At 70.0% G+C, this 19506-nt stretch carries 23 protein-coding genes, 2 tRNA genes and 1 riboswitch; of the genes, 20 read left to right on the top strand and 5 right to left on the bottom strand.

All coding sequences use genetic code 11. The features are described from left to right. Positions 1 to 138 precede the first annotated feature (138 nt). The 7 genes from ACEN2M_RS02205 (at position 139) to ACEN2M_RS02175 (ending at position 6777) form a co-directional block, all read left to right on the top strand. On the top strand, positions 139 to 369 hold the full coding sequence (locus ACEN2M_RS02205; RefSeq protein WP_441646470.1) for a hypothetical protein: 231 nt from the start codon (positions 139 to 141) through the stop codon (positions 367 to 369). 211 nt (positions 370 to 580) lie between these two features. Next, the gene (locus ACEN2M_RS02200) at positions 581 to 1933 is read left to right on the top strand and encodes an alpha/beta hydrolase (RefSeq protein WP_441646469.1); all 1353 of its coding nucleotides are present in this window, start codon (positions 581 to 583) and stop codon (positions 1931 to 1933) included. 36 nt (positions 1934 to 1969) lie between these two features. Next, a complete protein-coding gene (gatC, locus tag ACEN2M_RS02195) occupies positions 1970 to 2266 on the top strand; it encodes an Asp-tRNA(Asn)/Glu-tRNA(Gln) amidotransferase subunit GatC (RefSeq protein ID WP_130178782.1) in 297 nt (98 codons plus the stop codon). A gap of 5 nt (positions 2267 to 2271) precedes the next feature. After that, entirely contained in the window at positions 2272 to 3819 is a 1548-nt protein-coding gene (gene gatA, locus ACEN2M_RS02190) for an Asp-tRNA(Asn)/Glu-tRNA(Gln) amidotransferase subunit GatA (protein WP_441646468.1), read from the top strand. After that, positions 3819 to 5342, top strand: a complete 1524-nt coding sequence (gene gatB, locus ACEN2M_RS02185) for an Asp-tRNA(Asn)/Glu-tRNA(Gln) amidotransferase subunit GatB (protein ID WP_441646467.1) — start codon at positions 3819 to 3821, stop codon at positions 5340 to 5342. The genes gatA and gatB overlap by 1 nt, the downstream gene beginning before the upstream one ends. A gap of 47 nt (positions 5343 to 5389) precedes the next feature. After that, positions 5390 to 5671, top strand: a complete 282-nt coding sequence (locus ACEN2M_RS02180; protein ID WP_441646466.1) for a hypothetical protein — start codon at positions 5390 to 5392, stop codon at positions 5669 to 5671. Beyond that, positions 5668 to 6777 (top strand): VIT1/CCC1 transporter family protein, encoded by a 1110-nt coding sequence (locus ACEN2M_RS02175; RefSeq protein WP_441646465.1) that lies wholly within the window; start codon positions 5668 to 5670, stop codon positions 6775 to 6777. The genes ACEN2M_RS02180 and ACEN2M_RS02175 overlap by 4 nt, the downstream gene beginning before the upstream one ends. A 132-nt stretch (positions 6778 to 6909) precedes the next feature. On the opposite strand, the gene ACEN2M_RS02170 is transcribed toward ACEN2M_RS02175, so the two are convergent. Then, entirely contained in the window at positions 6910 to 7536 is a 627-nt protein-coding gene (locus tag ACEN2M_RS02170; protein WP_441646464.1) for a TIGR03086 family metal-binding protein, read from the bottom strand. 174 nt (positions 7537 to 7710) lie between these two features. Between ACEN2M_RS02170 and ACEN2M_RS02165 the strand changes: the two genes are divergently transcribed. From ACEN2M_RS02165 to ACEN2M_RS02125, 9 genes are all read left to right on the top strand, one after another. Next, a complete protein-coding gene (locus ACEN2M_RS02165) occupies positions 7711 to 8730 on the top strand; it encodes an LLM class flavin-dependent oxidoreductase (RefSeq protein ID WP_441646463.1) in 1020 nt (339 codons plus the stop codon). Positions 8731 to 8758: 28 nt separating this feature from the next. Continuing rightward, complete coding sequence (locus ACEN2M_RS02160) at positions 8759 to 9388, top strand: hypothetical protein (RefSeq protein WP_441646462.1); 630 nt, start codon at positions 8759 to 8761, stop codon at positions 9386 to 9388. Between the two features lie 72 nt (positions 9389 to 9460). Further along, on the top strand, positions 9461 to 10729 hold the full coding sequence (dinB, locus tag ACEN2M_RS02155) for a DNA polymerase IV (protein WP_441646461.1): 1269 nt from the start codon (positions 9461 to 9463) through the stop codon (positions 10727 to 10729). A gap of 9 nt (positions 10730 to 10738) precedes the next feature. After that, the gene (locus ACEN2M_RS02150) at positions 10739 to 11065 is read left to right on the top strand and encodes a spore germination protein GerW family protein (protein WP_441646460.1); all 327 of its coding nucleotides are present in this window, start codon (positions 10739 to 10741) and stop codon (positions 11063 to 11065) included. A gap of 97 nt (positions 11066 to 11162) precedes the next feature. Then, positions 11163 to 11271: riboswitch (TPP riboswitch) on the top strand. A 32-nt stretch (positions 11272 to 11303) separates the two neighbouring features. Beyond that, entirely contained in the window at positions 11304 to 11957 is a 654-nt protein-coding gene (locus ACEN2M_RS02145; protein ID WP_441646459.1) for an ECF transporter S component, read from the top strand. 10 nt (positions 11958 to 11967) lie between these two features. Next, positions 11968 to 13572 (top strand): ABC transporter ATP-binding protein, encoded by a 1605-nt coding sequence (locus ACEN2M_RS02140; protein WP_441646458.1) that lies wholly within the window; start codon positions 11968 to 11970, stop codon positions 13570 to 13572. Continuing rightward, complete coding sequence (locus ACEN2M_RS02135) at positions 13569 to 14363, top strand: energy-coupling factor transporter transmembrane component T family protein (RefSeq protein WP_441646457.1); 795 nt, start codon at positions 13569 to 13571, stop codon at positions 14361 to 14363. Before ACEN2M_RS02140 ends, ACEN2M_RS02135 begins: the two co-directional genes overlap by 4 nt. A 49-nt stretch (positions 14364 to 14412) precedes the next feature. After that, entirely contained in the window at positions 14413 to 14967 is a 555-nt protein-coding gene (locus ACEN2M_RS02130; protein ID WP_441646456.1) for an ATP-binding protein, read from the top strand. Between the two features lie 9 nt (positions 14968 to 14976). After that, positions 14977 to 15237, top strand: coding sequence for a hypothetical protein (locus ACEN2M_RS02125; protein ID WP_441646455.1), 261 nt, complete (start codon positions 14977 to 14979; stop codon positions 15235 to 15237). 24 nt (positions 15238 to 15261) lie between these two features. On the opposite strand, the gene ACEN2M_RS02120 is transcribed toward ACEN2M_RS02125, so the two are convergent. From ACEN2M_RS02120 to orn, 4 genes are all read right to left on the bottom strand, one after another. Further along, positions 15262 to 16572, bottom strand: coding sequence for a D-alanyl-D-alanine carboxypeptidase family protein (locus ACEN2M_RS02120; RefSeq protein WP_441646454.1), 1311 nt, complete (start codon positions 16570 to 16572; stop codon positions 15262 to 15264). A gap of 22 nt (positions 16573 to 16594) precedes the next feature. Next, complete coding sequence (locus ACEN2M_RS02115; RefSeq protein WP_441646453.1) at positions 16595 to 16945, bottom strand: metallopeptidase family protein; 351 nt, start codon at positions 16943 to 16945, stop codon at positions 16595 to 16597. A 79-nt stretch (positions 16946 to 17024) separates the two neighbouring features. Next, positions 17025 to 17100: transfer RNA gene (locus ACEN2M_RS02110), tRNA-His, on the bottom strand. A 46-nt stretch (positions 17101 to 17146) separates the two neighbouring features. Next, a complete protein-coding gene (gene orn / locus ACEN2M_RS02105) occupies positions 17147 to 17767 on the bottom strand; it encodes an oligoribonuclease (protein ID WP_441646452.1) in 621 nt (206 codons plus the stop codon). Between the two features lie 97 nt (positions 17768 to 17864). Here orn and ACEN2M_RS02100 point away from each other — a divergent pair, with 97 nt between their 5' ends. The 4 genes from ACEN2M_RS02100 to nadE all read left to right on the top strand — a co-directional run bounded on the left by ACEN2M_RS02100 (position 17865) and on the right by nadE (position 19462). Beyond that, positions 17865 to 18083: an SCO4848 family membrane protein gene (locus tag ACEN2M_RS02100; protein ID WP_441646451.1), complete on the top strand. Its 219-nt coding sequence runs from the start codon at positions 17865 to 17867 to the stop codon at positions 18081 to 18083. A 22-nt stretch (positions 18084 to 18105) separates the two neighbouring features. Beyond that, the gene (locus ACEN2M_RS02095; protein ID WP_441646450.1) at positions 18106 to 18366 is read left to right on the top strand and encodes a thioredoxin domain-containing protein; all 261 of its coding nucleotides are present in this window, start codon (positions 18106 to 18108) and stop codon (positions 18364 to 18366) included. Between the two features lie 54 nt (positions 18367 to 18420). Then, positions 18421 to 18493: transfer RNA gene (locus ACEN2M_RS02090), tRNA-Arg, on the top strand. A gap of 147 nt (positions 18494 to 18640) precedes the next feature. After that, a complete protein-coding gene (gene nadE, locus ACEN2M_RS02085; RefSeq protein ID WP_441646449.1) occupies positions 18641 to 19462 on the top strand; it encodes an ammonia-dependent NAD(+) synthetase in 822 nt (273 codons plus the stop codon). The last annotated feature ends 44 nt before the right edge of the window (positions 19463 to 19506 follow it).

Raw genomic sequence — 19506 nt, 5'->3', positions numbered from 1 at the left:
CCTCACTGTTCCCGGTGCGGACAAATGGTGCCGGCACACCGGGTGCAATTGTCCGAACGGGGAACAGTTGCACCCGCGAGGACGCGGGGACGCGACCGCACCCGTGGGGGACCGAGCCCCCGTGACTACGATGGGGCCATGGCACCCATCAAGGATGATGACCGACCCACCGAGGAACCCGCTGCCCCGGAGCCGTTGGCGCCCCGCGAACCGCCCTTCCAGGCCCTGTTTCCCAACCTGGACCGGGTGTCCAGGTCCGCATTCCGTGCCGGCACCGTCAGCCGACGCCGCATCGGCCGGGCCACGGGCCTCCTGATCGGCGTGGCCGTGATCATCGCCGCCCTGATCGGCGTCAGCGTCATCCTCTGAGCCGCAACACTTTGCGAACCGCGATCCACCGAGCGACCCGAAACCGAAACGTGCCTGAAACACCAGGCACAAATGACACCGAAATGCCCCCGGATAGCCCTGAACGAGGGGCATCCGGAGCCGTCGCGCTCGATAAGCTGTGAGCGTATGGCTTGCCAGTGACGCTGAGTCTTCAAGCTATTAATTCGTTCGTGAGGGGACTGGACGCGTCGTGCTATTCGGGGCCGCTGCACTGGTTACTGCCTCGCTCGCCCTGATCGGGGTGGGCGGGCCCGTTTCGGTGCCCCAATACTCGCTGGTCAGCGAGACCCAGACCGTGCCTGCCCGGGTCTCGGACCGCCAGGGCGACGTGGGTGCAGCCCCGGTCTGGTCGCAGCCCGAGGTTCAATCCGCCGGCGCCGTCGACATCGACCGGTCCGCCCTGCGCACCAGGACCGGATCGAGCCTGCTCGTGGGCATGTCCCATCTCGCCGCGGCGGACTTGGCCGCCTTCGCAGCGGAATACCCCACTCACATCGACGCCCTGCTGGCTGCCCCGCCCGAAGCAACCGTGGTGTCGGCGTGGTGGACCATGCTCGACTCCACCCAACGGGCCTCCCTCGCCGCCGCGACGCCGCGGCTGGTCGGAAACCTCGACGGCGTGCCGTTGGCCGAGCGCAGCCGCGCCAACGAGAGCTACCTGCGGGATGCCCGCGCCGCGGCCGACCGCGCGCTCGACGGCCGCCTCTCGGATGCCGAACGCGCCCTGGCCACCCGCCAGGTGGCCATGCTCGCCCAGGTGTCACTGGCGTTGCAGAGCAGTGCGGACGGGCCCAAACGTCGCCTGATCCTGCTCGACACCACCGGATCCGGACGGGCGGCCATCGCCCTGGGCAACCCGGACACCGCTGATTTCATCGGCTACCTCGTGCCGGGGATGAACTACCAGGTCGAGCCGCAGATGGTGAACTGGACCACGGTGGCCGACGACCTCTACCGCGAACAGCGCGCCATCCTGTCCGCCCACGCCGCCGCCGGCTCAACCCCGACCCTCGCCACCATCGCCTGGATCGGCTACGAAGCGCCCGACCTGTTCTCCGTCGGCGGCCGCGACCGGGCCCAGGCCGGCGCCGCCTTCCTCGAAACCTCCTGGGCGGGCATCCGCGCCAGCCGGGGAGGCGACCAACCCTTCATCACCACGTTCGCGCATTCCTACGGCTCGACGGTCGCTCTCATCGCCCTGGCCAACGGGTCGGTGGAGGTGGATGCCCTCGTCGTCGTCGGCTCCCCGGGCAGCGAGATCCAGTCTGCCGACAAACTCAAGGTCGCCGGCGGAAACATCTTCGTCGGCAAAGCCGACTGGGATCCTGCCGTGAACTCGGCGTTCTTCGGCAGCGATCCCGGTGCGTCCTCCTACGGCGCCAGGGAACTCGGCGTGCACGGCGGGACCGACGCCGTCACCGGTGTCCGGCTGCACGGATCCGTCGGCCACAACGACTATTTCACCCCCGGAAGCGAGTCCCTGCACAACATGGCGCTGATCGGCACCGACAAGGCGGATCTGGCAACCGACGGCGACGAATAGAATTGGAGCTTCCACTTCGATTTTCTTGGGAGTTTCATGTCTGAAATCACGGCCGAGCAGGTTGCCCATCTGGCCAACCTCGCCCGGATCGACCTCAGCTCGGCAGAAATCGATCGCCTCACGGTCGAGCTCGGCCAGATCGTCGACTCAGTCGCCAAGGTCGCCGAGGTGGCCACGCCCGACGTTCCGGCGACCAGCCACCCGATGCCGCTGACCAACGTGTTCCGCGACGACGTGGTCGTGCCGTCGCTCACCGTCGACCAGGCCCTCTCCGGCGCCCCCGACCGTGCCGGCGACAAATTCCGCGTGCCCGCCATCCTGGACGAGGAGTAGCCGAAATGACCAACCTGATCAATCAGACCGCCGCCGCCCTGGCCGGCCTCCTCGCCGACGGCTCGGTCAGCTCCGTCGACGTCACCCGCGCGCACCTCGACCACATCGACGCCGTCGACCCCGACGTGCACGCCTTCCTGCACGTGGCCCGCGACGCCGCCCTCGCCACCGCCGCCCGGGTGGATGCCCGCCGCGCCGCCGGCGAGAAGCTCGGGGCCCTGGCCGGCGTGCCGATCGCCATCAAGGACGTGCTCGCCACCCACGACATGCCCACCACCTCCGGATCGAAGATCCTCGAAGGCTGGATCCCGCCGTACGACGCCACCGTCGTCAGGCGCATCCGCGACGCCGACCTGATCCCGCTCGGCAAGACCAACATGGACGAGTTCGCGATGGGTTCATCCACCGAACACTCCGCCTACGGCCCCACCCACAACCCGTGGGACCTGGACCGCATCCCCGGTGGCTCCGGCGGTGGCTCCGCGGCCGCCGTCGCCGCCTTCGAGGCGCCGTTGGCCCTCGGCAGCGACACCGGCGGATCCATCCGCCAGCCCGCCGCCGTCACCGGCTCGGTCGGCGTCAAGCCCACCTACGGCGGAGTCTCCAGGTACGGCGCCATCGCGCTGGCCTCCTCGCTCGACCAGGTCGGCCCGGTCACCCGCACGGTGCTCGACGCCGCGCTGCTGCACGACGTGATCGGCGGGCACGACCCCCTCGACTCCACGTCGCTCACGGATGCCTGGCCGTCGATGACCGCCGCGGCTCAGGCCGGCCTGAACGACGGCGCCCTCAAGGGCGTGCGTGTCGGCGTGATCAAGGAGCTCAACGGCGCGGGCTTCCAGCCCGGCGTCAAGCAGCGCTTCGAAGAGACCCTGGCCCTGCTCAGCCAGGCCGGCGCCATCGTCAGCGAGGTGAGCGCCCCGAACTTCGAGTACGCGGTCTCCGCCTACTACCTGATCCTGCCCGCCGAGGCCTCCAGCAACCTGGCCCGCTTCGACTCCGTGCGCTTCGGCATCCGGGTGAACCCCGAAGACGGCCCGCTCACCAGCGAGCGCGTCATGGCGGCCACCCGTGACGCCGGCTTCGGCGACGAGGTCAAGCGCCGCATCATCCTGGGCACCTACGCCCTCAGCGCCGGCTACTACGACGCGTACTACGGCAGCGCGCAGAAGGTGCGCACTCTCATCCAGCGCGACTTCGCCGCCGCGTTCGACAAGGTCGACCTGCTCGTCTCGCCCACCGCGCCCACCACGGCGTTCAAGTTCGGCGAGAAGATGCACGACCCGATGGCGATGTACCTCAACGACATCACCACCATCCCGGCCAACCTCGCCGGCATCCCCGGCATGAGCCTGCCGATGGGCCTCGCGCCCGAGGACGGCCTGCCGGTCGGCCTGCAGGTGATGGCGCCCGCCCGCATGGATGCCCGCCTGTACACCTTCGGCGCCGCCGTCGAACAGCTGCTCGAGGCGCACTGGGGGCACACCCTGCTCAGCCGGGCGCCCGCGCTGGCCCACACCGAAATGTTCGCAACCGAAGGGGGAGCCGTCTGATGGCCGCGAAAGCCGAATTGATGGACTACGACAAGGCCCTCGAACTGTTCGAGCCGGTGCTCGGCTTCGAGGTGCACGTCGAACTCAACACCAAGACCAAGATGTTCTGCGGCTGCGCCAACGAGTTCGGCTCCGGCGCCAACACCAACACCTGCCCCACCTGCCTGGGCCTGCCCGGCGGGCTGCCTCAGGTGAACCGCCAGGCCATCGAGTCGTCCATCCGCTTAGGCCTGGCGCTCGGCTGCGAGATCGCCGAGACCAGCCGGTTCGCCCGCAAGAACTACTTCTACCCCGACACCGCGAAGAACTTCCAGACCTCGCAGTACGACGAGCCGATCGCGTTCAACGGTCAGCTCACCATCGAGCTGGAGAGCGGCCGTCAGGTCACGGTCGACATCGAGCGCGCGCACATGGAGGACGACGCCGGCAAGCTCACCCACATGGGCGGCGCTGCCGGACGCATCCAGGGCGCCGACTACTCGCTGGTGGACTACAACCGCGGCGGCGTGCCGCTGGTCGAGATCGTCACCCAGATGATCGAGGGCGCCGAGGCCGACGCCCCCGAGATCGGCAAGACCTACGTCGCCGCCATCCGTGAGATCGTCAAGGCGCTCGGCGTCTCCAACGCCCGGATGGAAGAGGGCAACGTGCGCTGCGACGCGAACGTGTCGCTTCGCCCGCGCGGCTCCAACATCCTGGGCACCCGCACCGAGACCAAGAACGTCAACTCACTGCGCAGCGTCGAACGCGCCGTGCGCTATGAGATCCAGCGCCAGGCCGCGCTGCTGACCGCCGGCGGCACCATCACCCAGGAGACCCGGCACTGGCACGAAGACACCGGCGTCACCTCCGCCGGCCGGCCCAAGAGCGACGCCGACGACTACAGGTACTTCCCCGAGCCCGACCTGGTGCCCGTCGCCCCGTCCCGCGCCTGGGTCGAAGAGCTGCGTGCCACGCTGCCCGAGCCGCCCGCGGCCCGCCGCAAGCGGTTGCAGGCCGACTGGGGCTTTGTGAACCTCGAGTTCCAGGATGTCGTGAACTCCGACCTGCTCGATGTCATGGAGGCCACCATCGCCGCCGGCGCGCCCGCCCAGGCCGCCCGCAAGTGGTGGACCGGCGAGGTCGCCAGGCTCGCCAACGCGGCCGGCATCTCGGCCGACACCCTCGTGACGCCGGCGCAGGTCGCCGCGCTGATCGAGCTGATCACCGACGGCACCCTCACCGACCGCCTGGCCCGCCAGGTGCTCGAGGGCGTCATCGCCGGCGAGGGCACGCCCAGCGAGGTCGTCGCCAGCCGCGGACTCGCCGTCGTCAGCGACGATGGCGCGCTCATCGCGGCCATCGACGACGCTCTCGCCAGCCAGCCCGACGTGCTCGCCAAGATCCGCGACGGCAAGGTGCAGGCCGCCGGCGCTGTCATCGGCGCTGTCATGAAGGCCATGCGCGGCCAGGCGGATGCCGCCAGGGTGCGCGAGCTGGTACTCGAACGCGCCGGAACCGCAGAGCCCGGGTCGGCGGACTAGTGGCCCTGTGGAAGCGCCGGCCGACTGACGTTCCCGGTTCGACGGACGTGCCCGCATCAGCGGGCGCGTCCGGCGCCCTCGGCGTCGGGATGCAGGTGGTGGTGCGGCTGGACCGCACCGGGTACCCCGACTCGGTGGTGGAAGACCCGATCGGGGTGATCACCGCTCCGGGCGAACTCGTCGGCTCGGCGCTCTACGCGCCCGTCGTGGGCAAGGAAGCCATCTGGGTGGTGCACTTCGAGGAACCGTTCTACGGCCTGGACGGCAGCGGCCCGCACGAATCCGCCCGCGTGTCCCAGCGCTCGCTCGAGGCGGCACCGGAGTCATGATCGCCGTGGCCGACCAGAACGGACCGCCCGAAGCCGACATCCGTCGGTGGCGGCGGTATCTGGCCGACGAGCAGGCGGAAGCCGCCGTCTACCGTGACCTGGCCGGACGGCGCAGCGGTGAGGAACGCGACATCCTGCTCGCCCTGGCCGAGGCCGAGGGCCGGCACGAGGAGCACTGGCGTGCCCTGCTCGGTGACAGGGTCGGAGCGCCCCGGAAGGGTGCGCTGCGCACCCGGGTGCTCGGCCTGCTGGCCCGCCGATTCGGGTCGGTCTTTGTGCTCGCGCTCGCTCAGCGCGCCGAGGCCCGGTCGCCGTACGACGGGGATGCCGACGCGACCAGCGCCATGGCCGCCGACGAGCGCATCCACGAGGAGGTCGTCCGCGGACTGGCCGCGCGAGGCCGCCAACGGCTGTCCGGCACCTTCAGGGCCGCGGTCTTCGGGGTCAACGACGGCCTGGTGAGCAACCTGGCGCTCGTACTCGGCATCGGGGCGACCGGGGTACCCGCCGCCACCATCCTCTTCACCGGCCTGGCCGGACTGCTGGCCGGCGCCCTGTCGATGGGCGCGGGGGAGTACGTGTCGGTGCGCTCCCAGCGTGAACTCCTCGACGCCTCCACGCCGAACCCGGCGACGCGCAGCGTGCTCTCGCACCTGGATGAGGCTGCCAACGAGCTCACCCTCGTGTACCGGGCCCAGGGCATGTCGGTCGAGGAGGCGGAGGTGCACGCCCGCGAGGTGCTGCGCACCGTTGCCGTCGCCACCGGTGCGCTCGACGTGAGCCGGCTGACGGCGTCGGCCGCTCCCGAGATCGACGAGCACGAGGCCATCGGCACCGGCATGGGGGCCGCGGTCTCCAGTTTCTGCTTCTTTGCCTCCGGGGCCCTGCTGCCCGTGTTGCCGTACCTGTTCGGCATGCAGGGAGTCGCGGCCATCGTCGTGGCCGCCGTGCTCGTGGGCCTGGCCCTGCTGGCCACCGGCGCCGTCGTGGGGCTGCTCTCGGGCGGACCGCCGCTGAAGCGGGCCCTGCGCCAGCTCGTGATCGGGTTCGGCGCCGCGGGGATCACCTACCTGCTCGGCCTGCTCTTCGGCACCACCGTCGCGTAGCGGCCGCGCCCCGGCCCTGCCCGGCCGCGCCCGGCCGCAACTGGTGCCGCTGCGGACAAGTGCGCCCGGTGTGCCGGGCACATTTGTCCGAACGAGCAACAGTTAGCCGGGCTGGAGCCTGACGGGCGCCGGTCAGCGGCGGTCGTCGCGGCCGGTGAGCGCGAGCAGCCGGGACTGCAGCGGGGCGTCGTCGGGCATCGGAACCGGTGAATCGAACAGGCCGCTTGCCTCCAGCGCGTCCCGCTGCGGCTCGAAGACCGTCCAGACCGCCTCGACCAGCGCCTGGTCGAGGTCCTCGTCTGCCGCGGTCGCCCTGGCGAGGTCCCAAGAGTGAATCGTCACGTCGGAGACCTGCTCGCGCAGGTAGTCCAGGACCGTGACGGTGTCGTAGGAGAGCTGCACCGACGCATCCGACGGGGCAGCCTGCCAGGCCGCGGTGGCCATCGACGAGTAGGTGTTCCACTCGGCAGCGAGGTCGTCCCCGAGCGGCTCGACGCGTCGTCGGGCCTGGTCCAGGGTCAGGCCGGCCAAGAGCGGCGGGATCCACTGCTGCTCCGTCACGACGTGACGCACCAGATCGCCCACGGTCCATTCCTTGTCCGGGGTCGGGGCGTTCCAGTCGCCGACGGCGGCAACGCGCCGGCCGAATTCGCGGTGGGCCTGCTTCTGCAGGGTGTACCAGTCGAACGCCGGGGTCTCGGAGGCCGCTGTGGCGTCGGCGGTGGCGGTGGGGGCGGTATCGGTATCGGTGGTGTTCACAGTCACAGTGGGCTCACTTCGTTGATGGGTCGTGCGGCATCCACCCAGAAGGGAAGGGCCAATGCTGGATGCAACCACACCGGGCCCGTTCGCATTCCTCGTTGCGCCGAGCCGCTAGGTTCGACGTAGAACCCGGCCGGTCAGTGTCGCCGGCCATACCGAAACGAGGCTCCAATGTCAGGTTCGATCGCCGTGATGCTCCCGCGAGACCTCCCGGCCGCGCACGTACTGCCCTACGCCCGCCGCGCCGAGGAGCTCGGCTTCGACGAGATCTGGGTGGTGGAGGACTGCTTCTTCCGGGGCGGAATCGCGCAGGCCGCGGTGCTGCTCGCGGCCACCACCACCATCATTGTGGGAATCGGCATCCTGCCGGCCGCAGCGAGGAACCCCACCTTCGCGACGCTCGAGGTCGGCACTCTGGCCGAGCTCTTTCCCGGCCGTCTGCGGGTGGGGGTCGGGCACGGCATGCCCGGTTGGCTGCGGCAGACCCAGAGCTGGCCGGCCAGCCCGCTGGCCATGCTCGCCGAGACCGTCGACCTGATGCGCGCCCTTCTGCGCGGGCACACCGCCACCGTCTCCGGCCGGTACGCCCACGCGGATGCCGTCAGCCTCGCCGGCGCCCCGGCCACGGTGCCGCCGGTCCTGGCCGGCGTGCGCGGACCGAAGTCCCTCGCCCTGGCCGGCGCTTGCGCCGACGGGGTGGTGCTGGCCGAACCCGTTACGCCCGAGTACCTCGCCGTCGCCATCGCTGCGCTCGACGCCGGACGTGACGCACCGGCCGACACGTTCGGGTTCCCAGACCTCCGCCCGCAGCTCGGGAGCCGCCACGTGGTCGCGTACGCCGTGGCCGCCGTCGACGAGAACCCCGCCAGCGCCCGCGCCCTCGTGCGGCCGGCGCTGGAGTGGATCGGCGAGCCGGACTGGGCCCCGCACATCAGGGTGCTTTCGTTCGCCGAGGACTTCGCCGCCCTGCGCGCCGCCAGCGCCAGCCGGGCGGACTTCGCCCAGGCGCTGCCCGACCAGTGGGTCGACCAGCTCGCCGTGGTGGGCACCGGCGGCGACGCCCGCCGGCGGATCGACGAGCTGCACGCCGCCGGCGCCACGAGTGTCGTCCTGATGCCGGTCGGAGCTGACCCTGTGAATGCTCTGGAGTCCCTGGCCGCGGTCCTGTCGGAGCGGGCTGGTGCCGTTTAGGCTGGAAAGCCAACCGAAGGAGAGCGCCATGGGATTCCTCGATCGACTGCTGGGCCGCCCAGAACAGCCGGAGCAGCCGCGGCCCGCGGCCGGACCGCAGCGCACCGATGACGAGATCGCCGTGGAGCGCTACCGGTATCTGTTGCGCACGGCGCCGCCGGAGACCATCGAGCAGGTGCACACCGAAGCGTTCAGCAAGCTCACCGACCAGCAACGCGACGTGTTGTTCCAGCAGCTCACCGAGAACGCCATGGAGGGCGAACGTCCCGCCAACGCCGAACCGGCCACTCTCGCGAAGTCGGCCACCCGGGCCGAGCTGCGCCAGCCGGGCACGCTGGACCGGGCGTTCGGGGGCGATCAGGCCGGCGGACGGCAGGGCCCCGGCTTCGGCAGCATGCTCGGCGCATCGCTCTTGGGCACCGTGGCCGGCTACGTGGTCGGGTCGGCGTTGGTGAGCGCCTTCCTGCCCGACCTCGGCGGTGGGGCGGATGCGTCCGGTGACGCCGGCGGAGACTCCGCCACCGATTCCGGCACCGATTCCGGCACCGAAACCAACGCCGAGTCCGGCGCAGACTCCGGGGGAGACTTCGGCGGCGATTCCGGCGGGTTCGGCGACTTCGGCGGCGGCGGCGATTTCGGCGGCGACTTCGGTTTCTAACCGGCCAGTGACCGCATCCACCCTGTACTCTCGAAGGTAGCTTCGAGTTGAAGCAGAAGGGTGCGGTTGGGCATGAGTAGGCAAGACGGCAGCGATCGGCAGACCACCGGCGCCGACGTCGACGACACCACCGCCACCATGCTCCACATCGACATGGATGCGTTCTTCGCCTCCGTCGAGCTGCTCGACCACCCCGAACTGGTGCACCTGCCCGTCGTCATCGGCCACAGGTCCGGGCGCTCGGTGGTGACGGCGGCGAACTACGTGGCGCGCAAATACGGGGTCAACTCGGCCATGCCAATGGCCGTCGCGTTGCGCCGGTGCCCGGCCGCCATCGTTCTCGAACCGCACATGAGCCGCTACGCGGAGGTCTCCCGCCAGGTGATGGGCATCTTCGCCGACATGACGCCGATGGTCGAACCGTTGAGCATCGACGAGGCGTTCCTGGATGTCACCGGCGCCCGCAGGGTGCACGGTTCGCCCGCGGAGATCGCCCAGAAGATCCGGGCGCGGGTGTTCGCCGAGACCGGGCTCACCTGCTCGGTCGGGGCCGCGTCGACCAAGTTCGTGGCCAAACTGGCCTCGGGCAGGGCCAAGCCAGACGGACTGCTCGTGATTCCGGCGGAGGACACCATCGGCTTCCTGCATCCGCTGCCCGTCGGCGCCCTCTGGGGAGTGGGCGCCACCACCGAAGGGGCATTGCTCGCTCTGGGACTGCGCCGGGTGAGCGACATCGCCCACGCACCCCTGGAGCTGCTGCAGCGCGCCGTGGGGGGCGCCACCGCGCAGAAGCTGCACGATCTGTCGTGGGGCATCGATCCGCGCAGCATCAACCTCGAGCGCGAGGAGAAGAGCATCGGGCACGAGGTGACCTTCGAACACGACGTGACGGATGTCGCCCGGTTGCGCAGCGAACTGCTCCGCCAGTCCGATGCGGTGGCGGCCAAGTTGCGCGGCAACGGACTGGTGGCCCGCACCGTGGTGCTCAAGCTGCGCTACGCCGACTTCAGCACGGTGACCAGGTCGCGCACCCTGACCGAGCCCACCAATGTGGGCCGGCGGATCTACGAGGAGGTCGCCGCCAGCTTCGACGTGCTCTCGGCCCGGGGGATCCGGGTGCGTCTGATCGGCGTGCGGGCCGAGCAGCTGGGCACCGGCGACGGCGCCGGGATGGGGCTGTGGGACGACGACGACGACTGGCGGGAGGCCGAACTCGCCGTGGACACCGTCACCGCCAGGTTCGGCCGCGGCATCGTGCGGCCGGCGTCGCAGCTGGGCGGAGGGAGCGCTCCGAAGCGGGATGTGCACCCGTTCGGCACACCGAAGCAGGTGGGGGAGTAACCTCGCAGCATGACTAATCTCGCCTTGAAGCTTGCAGAAAACGCTCGGTCCATCGGCGTCAGGTCCGCCTACGGAGACCCCGTAGAGATCGAGGGCGTCACCATCGTTCCGGTTGCCCTGGTGCAGTACGGCTTCGGCGGCGGCGGCGAAGGCGACGACTCCGCGGCGGCCGGCGGCGGCGGGGGCGGCATGGCCATCCCGATCGGCGCCTACGTCAAGTCCGGCGGAGCGGCCCGCTTCGAGCCGAACGTGATCTCGCTGCTGGCCGTCGGCATCCCCTTCGTCTGGGTAGCCGGCAAGGCCGTGGCCCGAATCATCCGCGCGCTCAAGCGCTAGCGGAGCGGGGCCGTAGCCCCAGCCGACCTCCGAGGGTGACGGGCGATGGTGTGACGCCGCCCGTCCCACCGGCATGCCCAGCCGCGGTCTATACTCGAAGCTGAACACGGGAGTCCGGTGAACCGGGCTGAGAGGAAGCTACTTCAGCTTCGACCGTCGAACCTGATCTGGATCATGCCAGCGCAGGGAGGCTTCTCAATCCCGTGCCCTGTATTCATCTACGGAAAGGGCACGATCAGTGCACGCATCAACTCATCTTCTGGCTCCGTCCACGTCGCGAACACCGCGGGTGTTGAAATGGCGGGTCGTCGACATTGTCGTGGCCAGCGTCATCGGCGTCGCCAGCGGCGTGATCTTCTGGGCCTGGGGCCTGGCCTGGTCGCCGCTCAGCGCCCTGCTGGCCTTCACCCCCGGGCTCGAGGGCCTCTTGGCCGGCGGCTGGCTGTTCGCCGGTGTGCTCGGCGGGCTCATCATCCGCAAACCCGGCGCCGCGGTCTACACCGAGGTCGTCGCCGCGGTGGTGTCGATGCTCATCGGCACGCAGTGGGGCTTCTCCACGCTGATCTGGGGTGTGGTCGAAGGCCTGGGCGCCGAGATCGTGCTGGCGCTGTTCTTCTACGCCAATTGGCGCCTCGGCGTCGCCCTGCTGGCCGGTGCCGGCGCCGGTGTGGCGGTGGGCCTGCTCGACACCACCTTCACGAGCTACGCCGCCCTCGACTTCGGCTATAAGGCCGTCTACTTCGTCTCCGCGGTCGTGTCCGGCATGGTGCTGGCCGGGCTGCTCTCCTGGTTGGCGGTGCGGGGGCTCGCCCGCACCGGCGCGCTCAGCCGGTTCGCGTCCGGCCGCGAATCGGGGCAGAGCGACCGGGTCCAGACGTCGCCCGCACGGTGACCTGGTTGGGATGCCCGCAGCGCGTCGCCGGGGCCCGCTCATGACCGGCGGCGCCAGGGTCACGGCCTCCGGCTGGGGCTGGCGGCACGCCGGTCGCGCGCGCGCCGCGGTCTCCGGGCTCGATCTCGACATCCGCCCGGGGGAGCGGGTACTCGTGCTCGGGCCCAGCGGTGCCGGCAAGAGCACGCTGATGCACGCCCTCGCCGGTGTGCTCGGCGACGACGAGGATGGCGACGAGACCGGTGAGCTGCTCGTCGACGGCCGGCGGCCCAGCCAGTCCCGCGGCCGGGTGGGTCTGGTGCTGCAGGACCCCGACTCGCAGGTTGTGCTGGCCAGGGTGGGCGACGACGTTGCCTTCGGCTGCGAGAACCTCGCGGTTCCGGCCGTCGAGATCTGGCCGCGGGTGCGCCGCGCCCTGGCCGACGTGGGCCTCGACCTGCCGCTGGCGCACCCGACCAGCGCCCTCAGCGGCGGGCAGAAACAGCGCCTGGCCCTGGCCGGTGTGCTGGCCATGCGCCCGGGCCTGGTGCTGCTCGACGAACCCACCGCCAACCTCGACCCCGACGGCGTGGTGGAGGTGCGCGACGCCGTGCTGCGCTCGGTCGAGGCTACCGGTGCCACCCTGATCGTGATCGAGCACCGGGTTGCCGTCTGGCAGCACGTGGTAGACCGCATCATCGTGCTCGACCCGGCGGGTGGGATCCTCGCCGACGGACCCACCGGCACCGTGCTCGACGCCGAAGGCGAGCGTCTCGCCGCCGCCGGGGTCTGGATCCCGCGGTTTCCCCCGGAGACGCCAGACCGTCGTGGCCGCACCGACTCCGACGACGGCCGGCTGCTGCTGACCGCCGAAGGCTTGGCCGTCGGGCGGGTCCCGTTCGCCCGCAAGCAGGCCGTCGTGGTCGCTGACGACCTCACCCTCGGCATCCGGGCTGGCACGGCCACCGCGATCACCGGACCGAACGGCACCGGCAAGTCCACCCTCGCGCTCACCCTGGCCGGGCTGCTCGCCCCGGCGGGTGGACGCCTCAGCGCCGAAGCGTCGCTGGCCGCGGGGCTCGGGCCTGCCCCGCATCGTTGGCGTTCCCGCGACCTCCTGGAACGGATCGGCACCGTGTTCCAGGACCCGGAACACCAGTTCCTCGCCGGTACGGTGCGGGACGAGCTCGCCATCGGTCCCCGTGCCCTCGGACTGGACGGCACCGCCAGGACCGAGCGGGTGGACGGGCTCCTGCATCGGCTGAGGCTGGATCATCTCGCCGACGCGAACCCGTTCACGCTGTCGGGTGGCGAGAAGCGCCGGCTCTCCGTGGCCACGGTGCTGGCGACCCGGCCCCGGCTGCTCGTGCTCGACGAACCGACCTTCGGCCAGGATTCCCGCACCTGGGCTGAGCTCGTGCGGTTGCTGGCCGAACTGCTGGACACCGGCACCGCCGTGGTGGCCGTGACGCACGACGAGCAGTTCGTGACCGCGCTGGCGGATGCGCGGCTCACCCTGGTGCCGGCGCAGGCGCAGGCGCCGGCGAGCGGCCGTAGCGTGACGACTGCGCGGCCCCAGCACATCGGATCGTCGGGCACCGGCCAGACGCCGCCGGCCGGAACGGACCTGCCGTGAGCCTGATGACGCCGGAGATCCGGCCGAGCGCGATCGCCCGGGTGAACCCGGTGGCCAAGCTCGCCGTGGCGCTCCTGATCAGTTGCGCGCTGATGCTGTCCATCGACTGGGTCTCTGCGGCCGTCGCCCTCCTGCTCGAGGCCGTGCTGTTGGCCTGGTGCGGGCTGAGTGCCCGCCAGTTCTGGCTGCGCACCGCACCGGTCTGGATCGCCGCACCCTTCGCCGTGCTCACCACGGTGCTCTACGGGCAGGACTCCGGGGCCGTGCTGTTCGCCGTCGGGTTCGTGTCGGTCACCGAGGGATCGGTGGCGCTCGCCCTCGCGATCGGACTGCGGATCCTGGCCATCGGCATCCCCGGGATCGTGCTGTTGGCCACCACCGACCCGACCGACCTGGGTGACGGTCTCGCGCAGGTACTGCGGCTGCCCGCCCGGTTCGTGCTCGGCGCGCTGGCCGGTTTGCGACTGGTGGGCATGTTCATCGACGACTGGCACTCGCTCGCCCTCGCCAGGCGGGCCAGGGGAGTGGGCGACGGCGGCGGGCTGCGCGGCCGCGCCCGCAGGTTCGGTGGGTTGGCATTCGCGCTGCTGGTGCTGTCGGTTCGCCGCGGCAGCAAGCTGGCCACGGCCATGGAGGCGCGTGGCTTCGGCAGCGACGAACCGCGCACCTGGGCCAGGGAATCGGTGTTCGGGATGCGCGACGGCCTGGTCGTGGCCATCGGGGTGGGCATTGCCGCGGCGGCGATCACGGCGGCAGTTCTGGCGGGGACGTGGCATTTTGTGCTCGCCTGACCTGGTCGCGCCGGTGCTCGACGCCGTCAGGGCGCTGGGACGGAACCCGGTGGGCGAGAGAGCCGTTGTCCTCATCGACGGTCCGAGCGGAGCGGGCAAGAGCACCCTCGCCGATGCCGTGGTGGCCGCCTGGCCGGGCCCGGTGCCGCCGACCCTGGTGCGCCTGGACGATGTCTACCCCGGCTGGGGCGGCCTGGACGCCGCCATCGACCTGGTCGGCCGGCTGCTGCTCGACGCCAGGGACTCCGGACGGCCCGCGGTCTGGCGGCGTTACGACTGGGCCACGGGCCGCCCGGCCGAATGGCACACCGTCGAGCCCGGCCGGCCTCTCGTGATCGAGGGCTGCGGTGCCCTGGCCAGGGCGCACACTCAGCTCAGTGACGTGCGGGTGTGGCTGGACGCCGACGACGGCATCCGCAAGCAGCGGGCGCTGGCCCGTGATGGCGGCGGTTTCGAGGCGCATTGGGACCAGTGGCAGCACGACTGGGAGGCCTACCGGAGCCGGGACGAACCCGAACGCTGGGCGACGGTGCGGTTGGCGGGCACCCCGCTCGCGACCGGCCGACCGGCGGGGTCACCGGCGAAATCCGTGCCTCCGCAGTAAGTTGGGGTCATGACTACCCCGCAGAGTGAGAACACCGAGTACACGGTGGAGTTCGTGGACGGCCCGCTCGAGGGCCAGACCGACTCCCGGGTACTCCTGCACGGCACGCACGACGCCCGGATCAGCATGGTCGCCGCCGTGGACAGCATGGAATCGCTGTTCTGGTACAACGAAATCGACAGCCGCGAGGTGCAGGGCAAGCTACACGTGCGTTATGCCTTCGACTCCTCCGACAGCGACCCCATCGAATCCAACGACGAGCCGGACTGAGCAGCAGGCGGCACCGCCCGCTGGTTACCAGCTGGCGATAAGCGCGCCGACCAGCGGCACCGGGTGCAGCAGCCGCCACCCGGGCCCGGGGTCGGACAGGGTGCTATCGAGTTCCAGCGTGGACGACACGCTCTCGCCGAACGCATCCACGGTGACCCGGCCGATCTTGGCTCCGGCGCGGCCGGTCTTGACTTCGTCGAGCGTCACCGCGGCGTCGCCGGCAGCGGCGGCCTGCCAGCCGAACCGGGTCTTGGGGGTGGCGACCACGGCCTCAGCAGAGTCACCCCACGCCGTCGTGAGGGTCGCGTACGCGTCACCCTCGGCCAATACGGGCATCTCCGTGACCCCGGCCCGTGCCGACGCCATCAGCGCCGTCAGGTCGGCGGTGAGGGTGTCGTAGTCCGGCTCGCCCAGGAAGGCGCCGGCGAAGGTGAAGGTGTTCGCGCCGGCCACCACGGTGCCGGTGAACAGGAAGCAGACCCCGCCGCCGTCGGTGTAGCTGCGCGAAATGCCGGTGATGCCTTCCTCGGGCAGGTAGGCGGTGGTGTTGTTGACGCCGCGTTGGCCGACCAGCGCCGACGCCGGCTGCGCGATGATGTCGGCTATCACCGGATTCGTCGCGGCCAGGCCGGCGATCCTGGCCAGGTCGGCGCCGGTGCCGGCACTGCCGTCGCCGAGGCCGTTGGCATCGACGACGGTGCTGGTCTCCATGCCGTTGGCCGCCAGCCAGGCGTTGGCGGCGGTGAGGTAGGCGTCGACGGAGCCGAACGCCCAGCGGGCCAGGGTGTCGGCGTGGTTGTTGCTGGAGCCGAGGATCATGGCCTGCAGCATTTCTCGTTCTGTCCAGCTCTCGCCGGGGAAGACGATGACGGTCCGGGCGTCCTGGGCGGTGTAGTCGAGGTAATCCTGGTAGTCGGCGGTCACCAACGAATACGCCGGACCGGGTTCGCCGACAGCGAGCGGTTTGGCGTCGAGCACTACGAGCGCGGTGATGATCTTGGCCGCCGAGGCCATCGGCAGGGGATCGCTGCCGCCGCCGACGGCGATGGTGTCCACGGCCAGGGTCGTGGGTGCGGGGTCAGTCGTTGTGCCGGCGGTGTCGGTGGTGTCGACGGGCTCGGCGCTGTCTGCCGGGGTGAGGGCGAGCAGGCCGCTGCTGCCGGCGGCAGGAAGCACCGGGGTGGATGCTGCCACGGCGGCGGGCGGTGTGGCCGGAGTGACGGTGGCCGTCGGGAGAGGCCCGAGCAGGGTGGCCGGCCCGTATACACCGATCCCCAGAATGACGAGGGTTCCCACCAGAACACCGATGACCCGGCCAGGTCGAAATCTACTCATGGTTCAGGGTAGCCGACACCGCTCAGGCCCAGCCCAGCTCGTGCAGCCTGTCGTCGTCAATGCCGTAGAAATGCGCGATTTCGTGCACCAGGGTCACGTGCACCTCGTCGCGCAGCTCGTCGAGGTCGCTGGACATGGCCAGCAGCGGCTCGCGGAAGAGGATGATGCGGTCGGGCATTTCGCCGAAGCCGTACTGGCCGCGTTCGGTGAGGGCGACGCCGTCGTACAGGCCCAGGGTGTCGAGCGTGCCGTCCTCCGGGCGGTCCTCGACAACGAAGATCACGTTGTCGAGGCCGTCGACCATGTCATCGGGCAGAAGGTCGAGCTGGTCGATGACGAGTCGTTCGAAGTCGTCGTGGTTGAGCGTGAGCATCCACTCAGCATGGCACGCGCAGGTCTCGGGTTAAGGCAGAAAGTCCCGGTCGCTGTCGCGACCGGGACTTTCGTTCACTTGGGGTGAGTAACGGGGCTTGAACCCGCGACCTCCTGGACCACAACCAGGCGCTCTACCAGCTGAGCTATACCCACCAAGTGCCGCTTCACTCTGACGAGCGAAGGCAACTCAAGAATTCTATTACACCTTTTGGGTGAAGATGTTCACTACGGCCGCTGCGTGCGATTTTGCTTCGGCGCTGGTCGGTCCGGGATCGGCGACGAAGACACTCTGACGGTAGTACGCGAGCTCACGAATCGATTCCAGGATGTCGGCGAGGGCGCGGTGGCCGCCGTCCTTGGCCGGCGCGTTGAAGTAGGCCCGAGGGAACCAGCGGTGGGCGAGTTCCTTGATCGACGAGACGTCGACGTTGCGGTAGTGCAGCTGCTTGTCCAGGCGCGGCATGTACTTGGCCAGGAACGCACGGTCGGTGCCGATCGAGTTTCCGGCCAGCGGGGCTCGCTGGTCTTCGGGAACGAACCGCAGCACGTACTCGAGCACCTGGTACTCGGCTTCGGCCACACTCACGCCGTTGGGGATCTCCTCGATCAGACCGGACGAAGTGTGCATGTTGCGCACGAAGTCGCCCATGTTCGTCAGGGCGGAAGCATCTGGCTTGATCACGATGTCCAGGCCGGGGTCGAGAATGTTGAGGTCGAAGTCGGTGACGACCACCGCAATCTCGACCAATTCGTCATTGTTGATGTCGAGCCCGGTCATTTCACAGTCGATCCACACCAACCGGTCACTGCTGTTTGTCATGGGGCGAGTCTAGCGGTGGGGCCGGACAGCGCCGCCGGACAGCGCCGCCGGGCAGGTCCGGCGGCCACTCGGGCCCACCGCTCGTAGACTGGCCCTGATGCTTACAACACTCGCCATCTTGCTGCTGCTCAACGCCGTCTGGAACGTCGTGGTCTGGCCACGCTTCTACAAGAGGGTCAGTCAGGATGACCGGGCGCGGGACACCGCCGGCAAGCCGACGACGTTCCTGATCGTGCACGCTGTGCTGGTCGGCGTGTCCCTGCTGCTGGCCGCCGTTTCGGCGATCGTGGCCGTCATCGCTCTCGTCAACGCTTAGTCGCACCCCGTCAGGAGCCGTCATGGACCTTATCTTCTTCTCGTCGGCGTTCTGTGAGCCGTGCCTGCAGACCCGGGCCGTGCTGGCCGAGGTGGAGCGCCTGGTTCCGGCCGCCACCGTGCGTGAGTACGACGTGGCGCACGACAACGCTGTGGCGGAGGCCGCCGGCATCCGCAACACGCCGACGATCATCGTGCGGAACGCCGCCGGCGACGAGGTGTTCCGCGCGGCGGGTGTACCGACCCTCGCCCAGGTGCTGGTGGCCACCGCCAAAGCGCTCTAGGCGCGCCGCCGCCGGGAGCCCGTCCCCGACTGCGGTATCGTTGAAGCGCTATGCGCCCCCGTAGCTCAGGGGATAGAGCAGGAGCCTTCTAATCTCTTTGTCGCAGGTTCGAATCCTGCCGGGGGCACAGCACAACCCCGCCGGCCAGTCCGGCGGGGTTGGTTTTTTGCCGCGGGTGCGATTGCATCGGGCGCAACCGGTCGGCCGGGCGCGTCGCCGTCTGAGCGGGCGGATGTGCAGGCAGCCACCCTCATCGGCTTGATAGATTCGTCACATGCGAGAACTCCAGGCGCGAATCATCGCCGAACTGCACGTCACACCGACCATCGACCCCGCCGCGGAGATCCGGCGCCGCATCGAATTCCTCAAGGACTACCTGCTCGCCAGTGGTGCGAAGGGACTCGTGCTGGGCATCAGCGGCGGACAGGACTCCTCCCTGGCCGGGCGTCTCTGCCAGCTGGCGATCGAGGAACTCACCGTGGAGGGCCATGCCCTGCGGTTCGTGCCGGTGCGACTGCCGTACGCGGTGCAGCGGGACGAGGACGACGCGCAGCTCGCCCTGGAATTCATCGCACCGGAGTCCACCCTCACGTTCAACATCCAGCGCGCCGTCGACGGTTTCGAAGCCGAATTCGGCGACAGCACCGGCGCCGAGATGCCGGACTTCGACAAAGGCAACGTCAAGGCCCGTGCCCGGATGATCGCGCAGTACGCCATCGCCGGCGCCCAGGGCCTGTTGGTGGTCGGAACCGACCACGCGGCGGAGGCCGTCACCGGTTTCTTCACCAAGTACGGCGACGGTGGCGCTGACCTCCTGCCGCTGACCGGTCTCAGCAAGCGCCAGGGCCGGTCTCTGCTGATGGAGCTCGGCGCTCCCGAGCACCTCTACCTCAAGGCGCCGACGGCCGATCTGCTCGACGACAACCCCGGGCAGACCGACGAGGCGAACCTGGGTATGCAGTACGAGCACATCGATGACTTCCTCGAAGGCAAGCCCGTGGACGACACCGTGGCCCAGGCCATTGAGCGCCGCTACCTGGGCACAGAACACAAGCGCCGCGTGCCCGCATCCCTGTTCGACGACTGGTGGAAGTAGCACCGGAGCACACACCCCCGCGAACGCAGAAAACGCCGACCCGC

The organism is Cryobacterium sp. W22_MBD10_FK3, from assembly GCF_052113745.1.
Classification (GTDB): domain Bacteria; phylum Actinomycetota; class Actinomycetes; order Actinomycetales; family Microbacteriaceae; genus Cryobacterium.
This window is presented reverse-complemented; position numbering and strand designations above follow the sequence as displayed.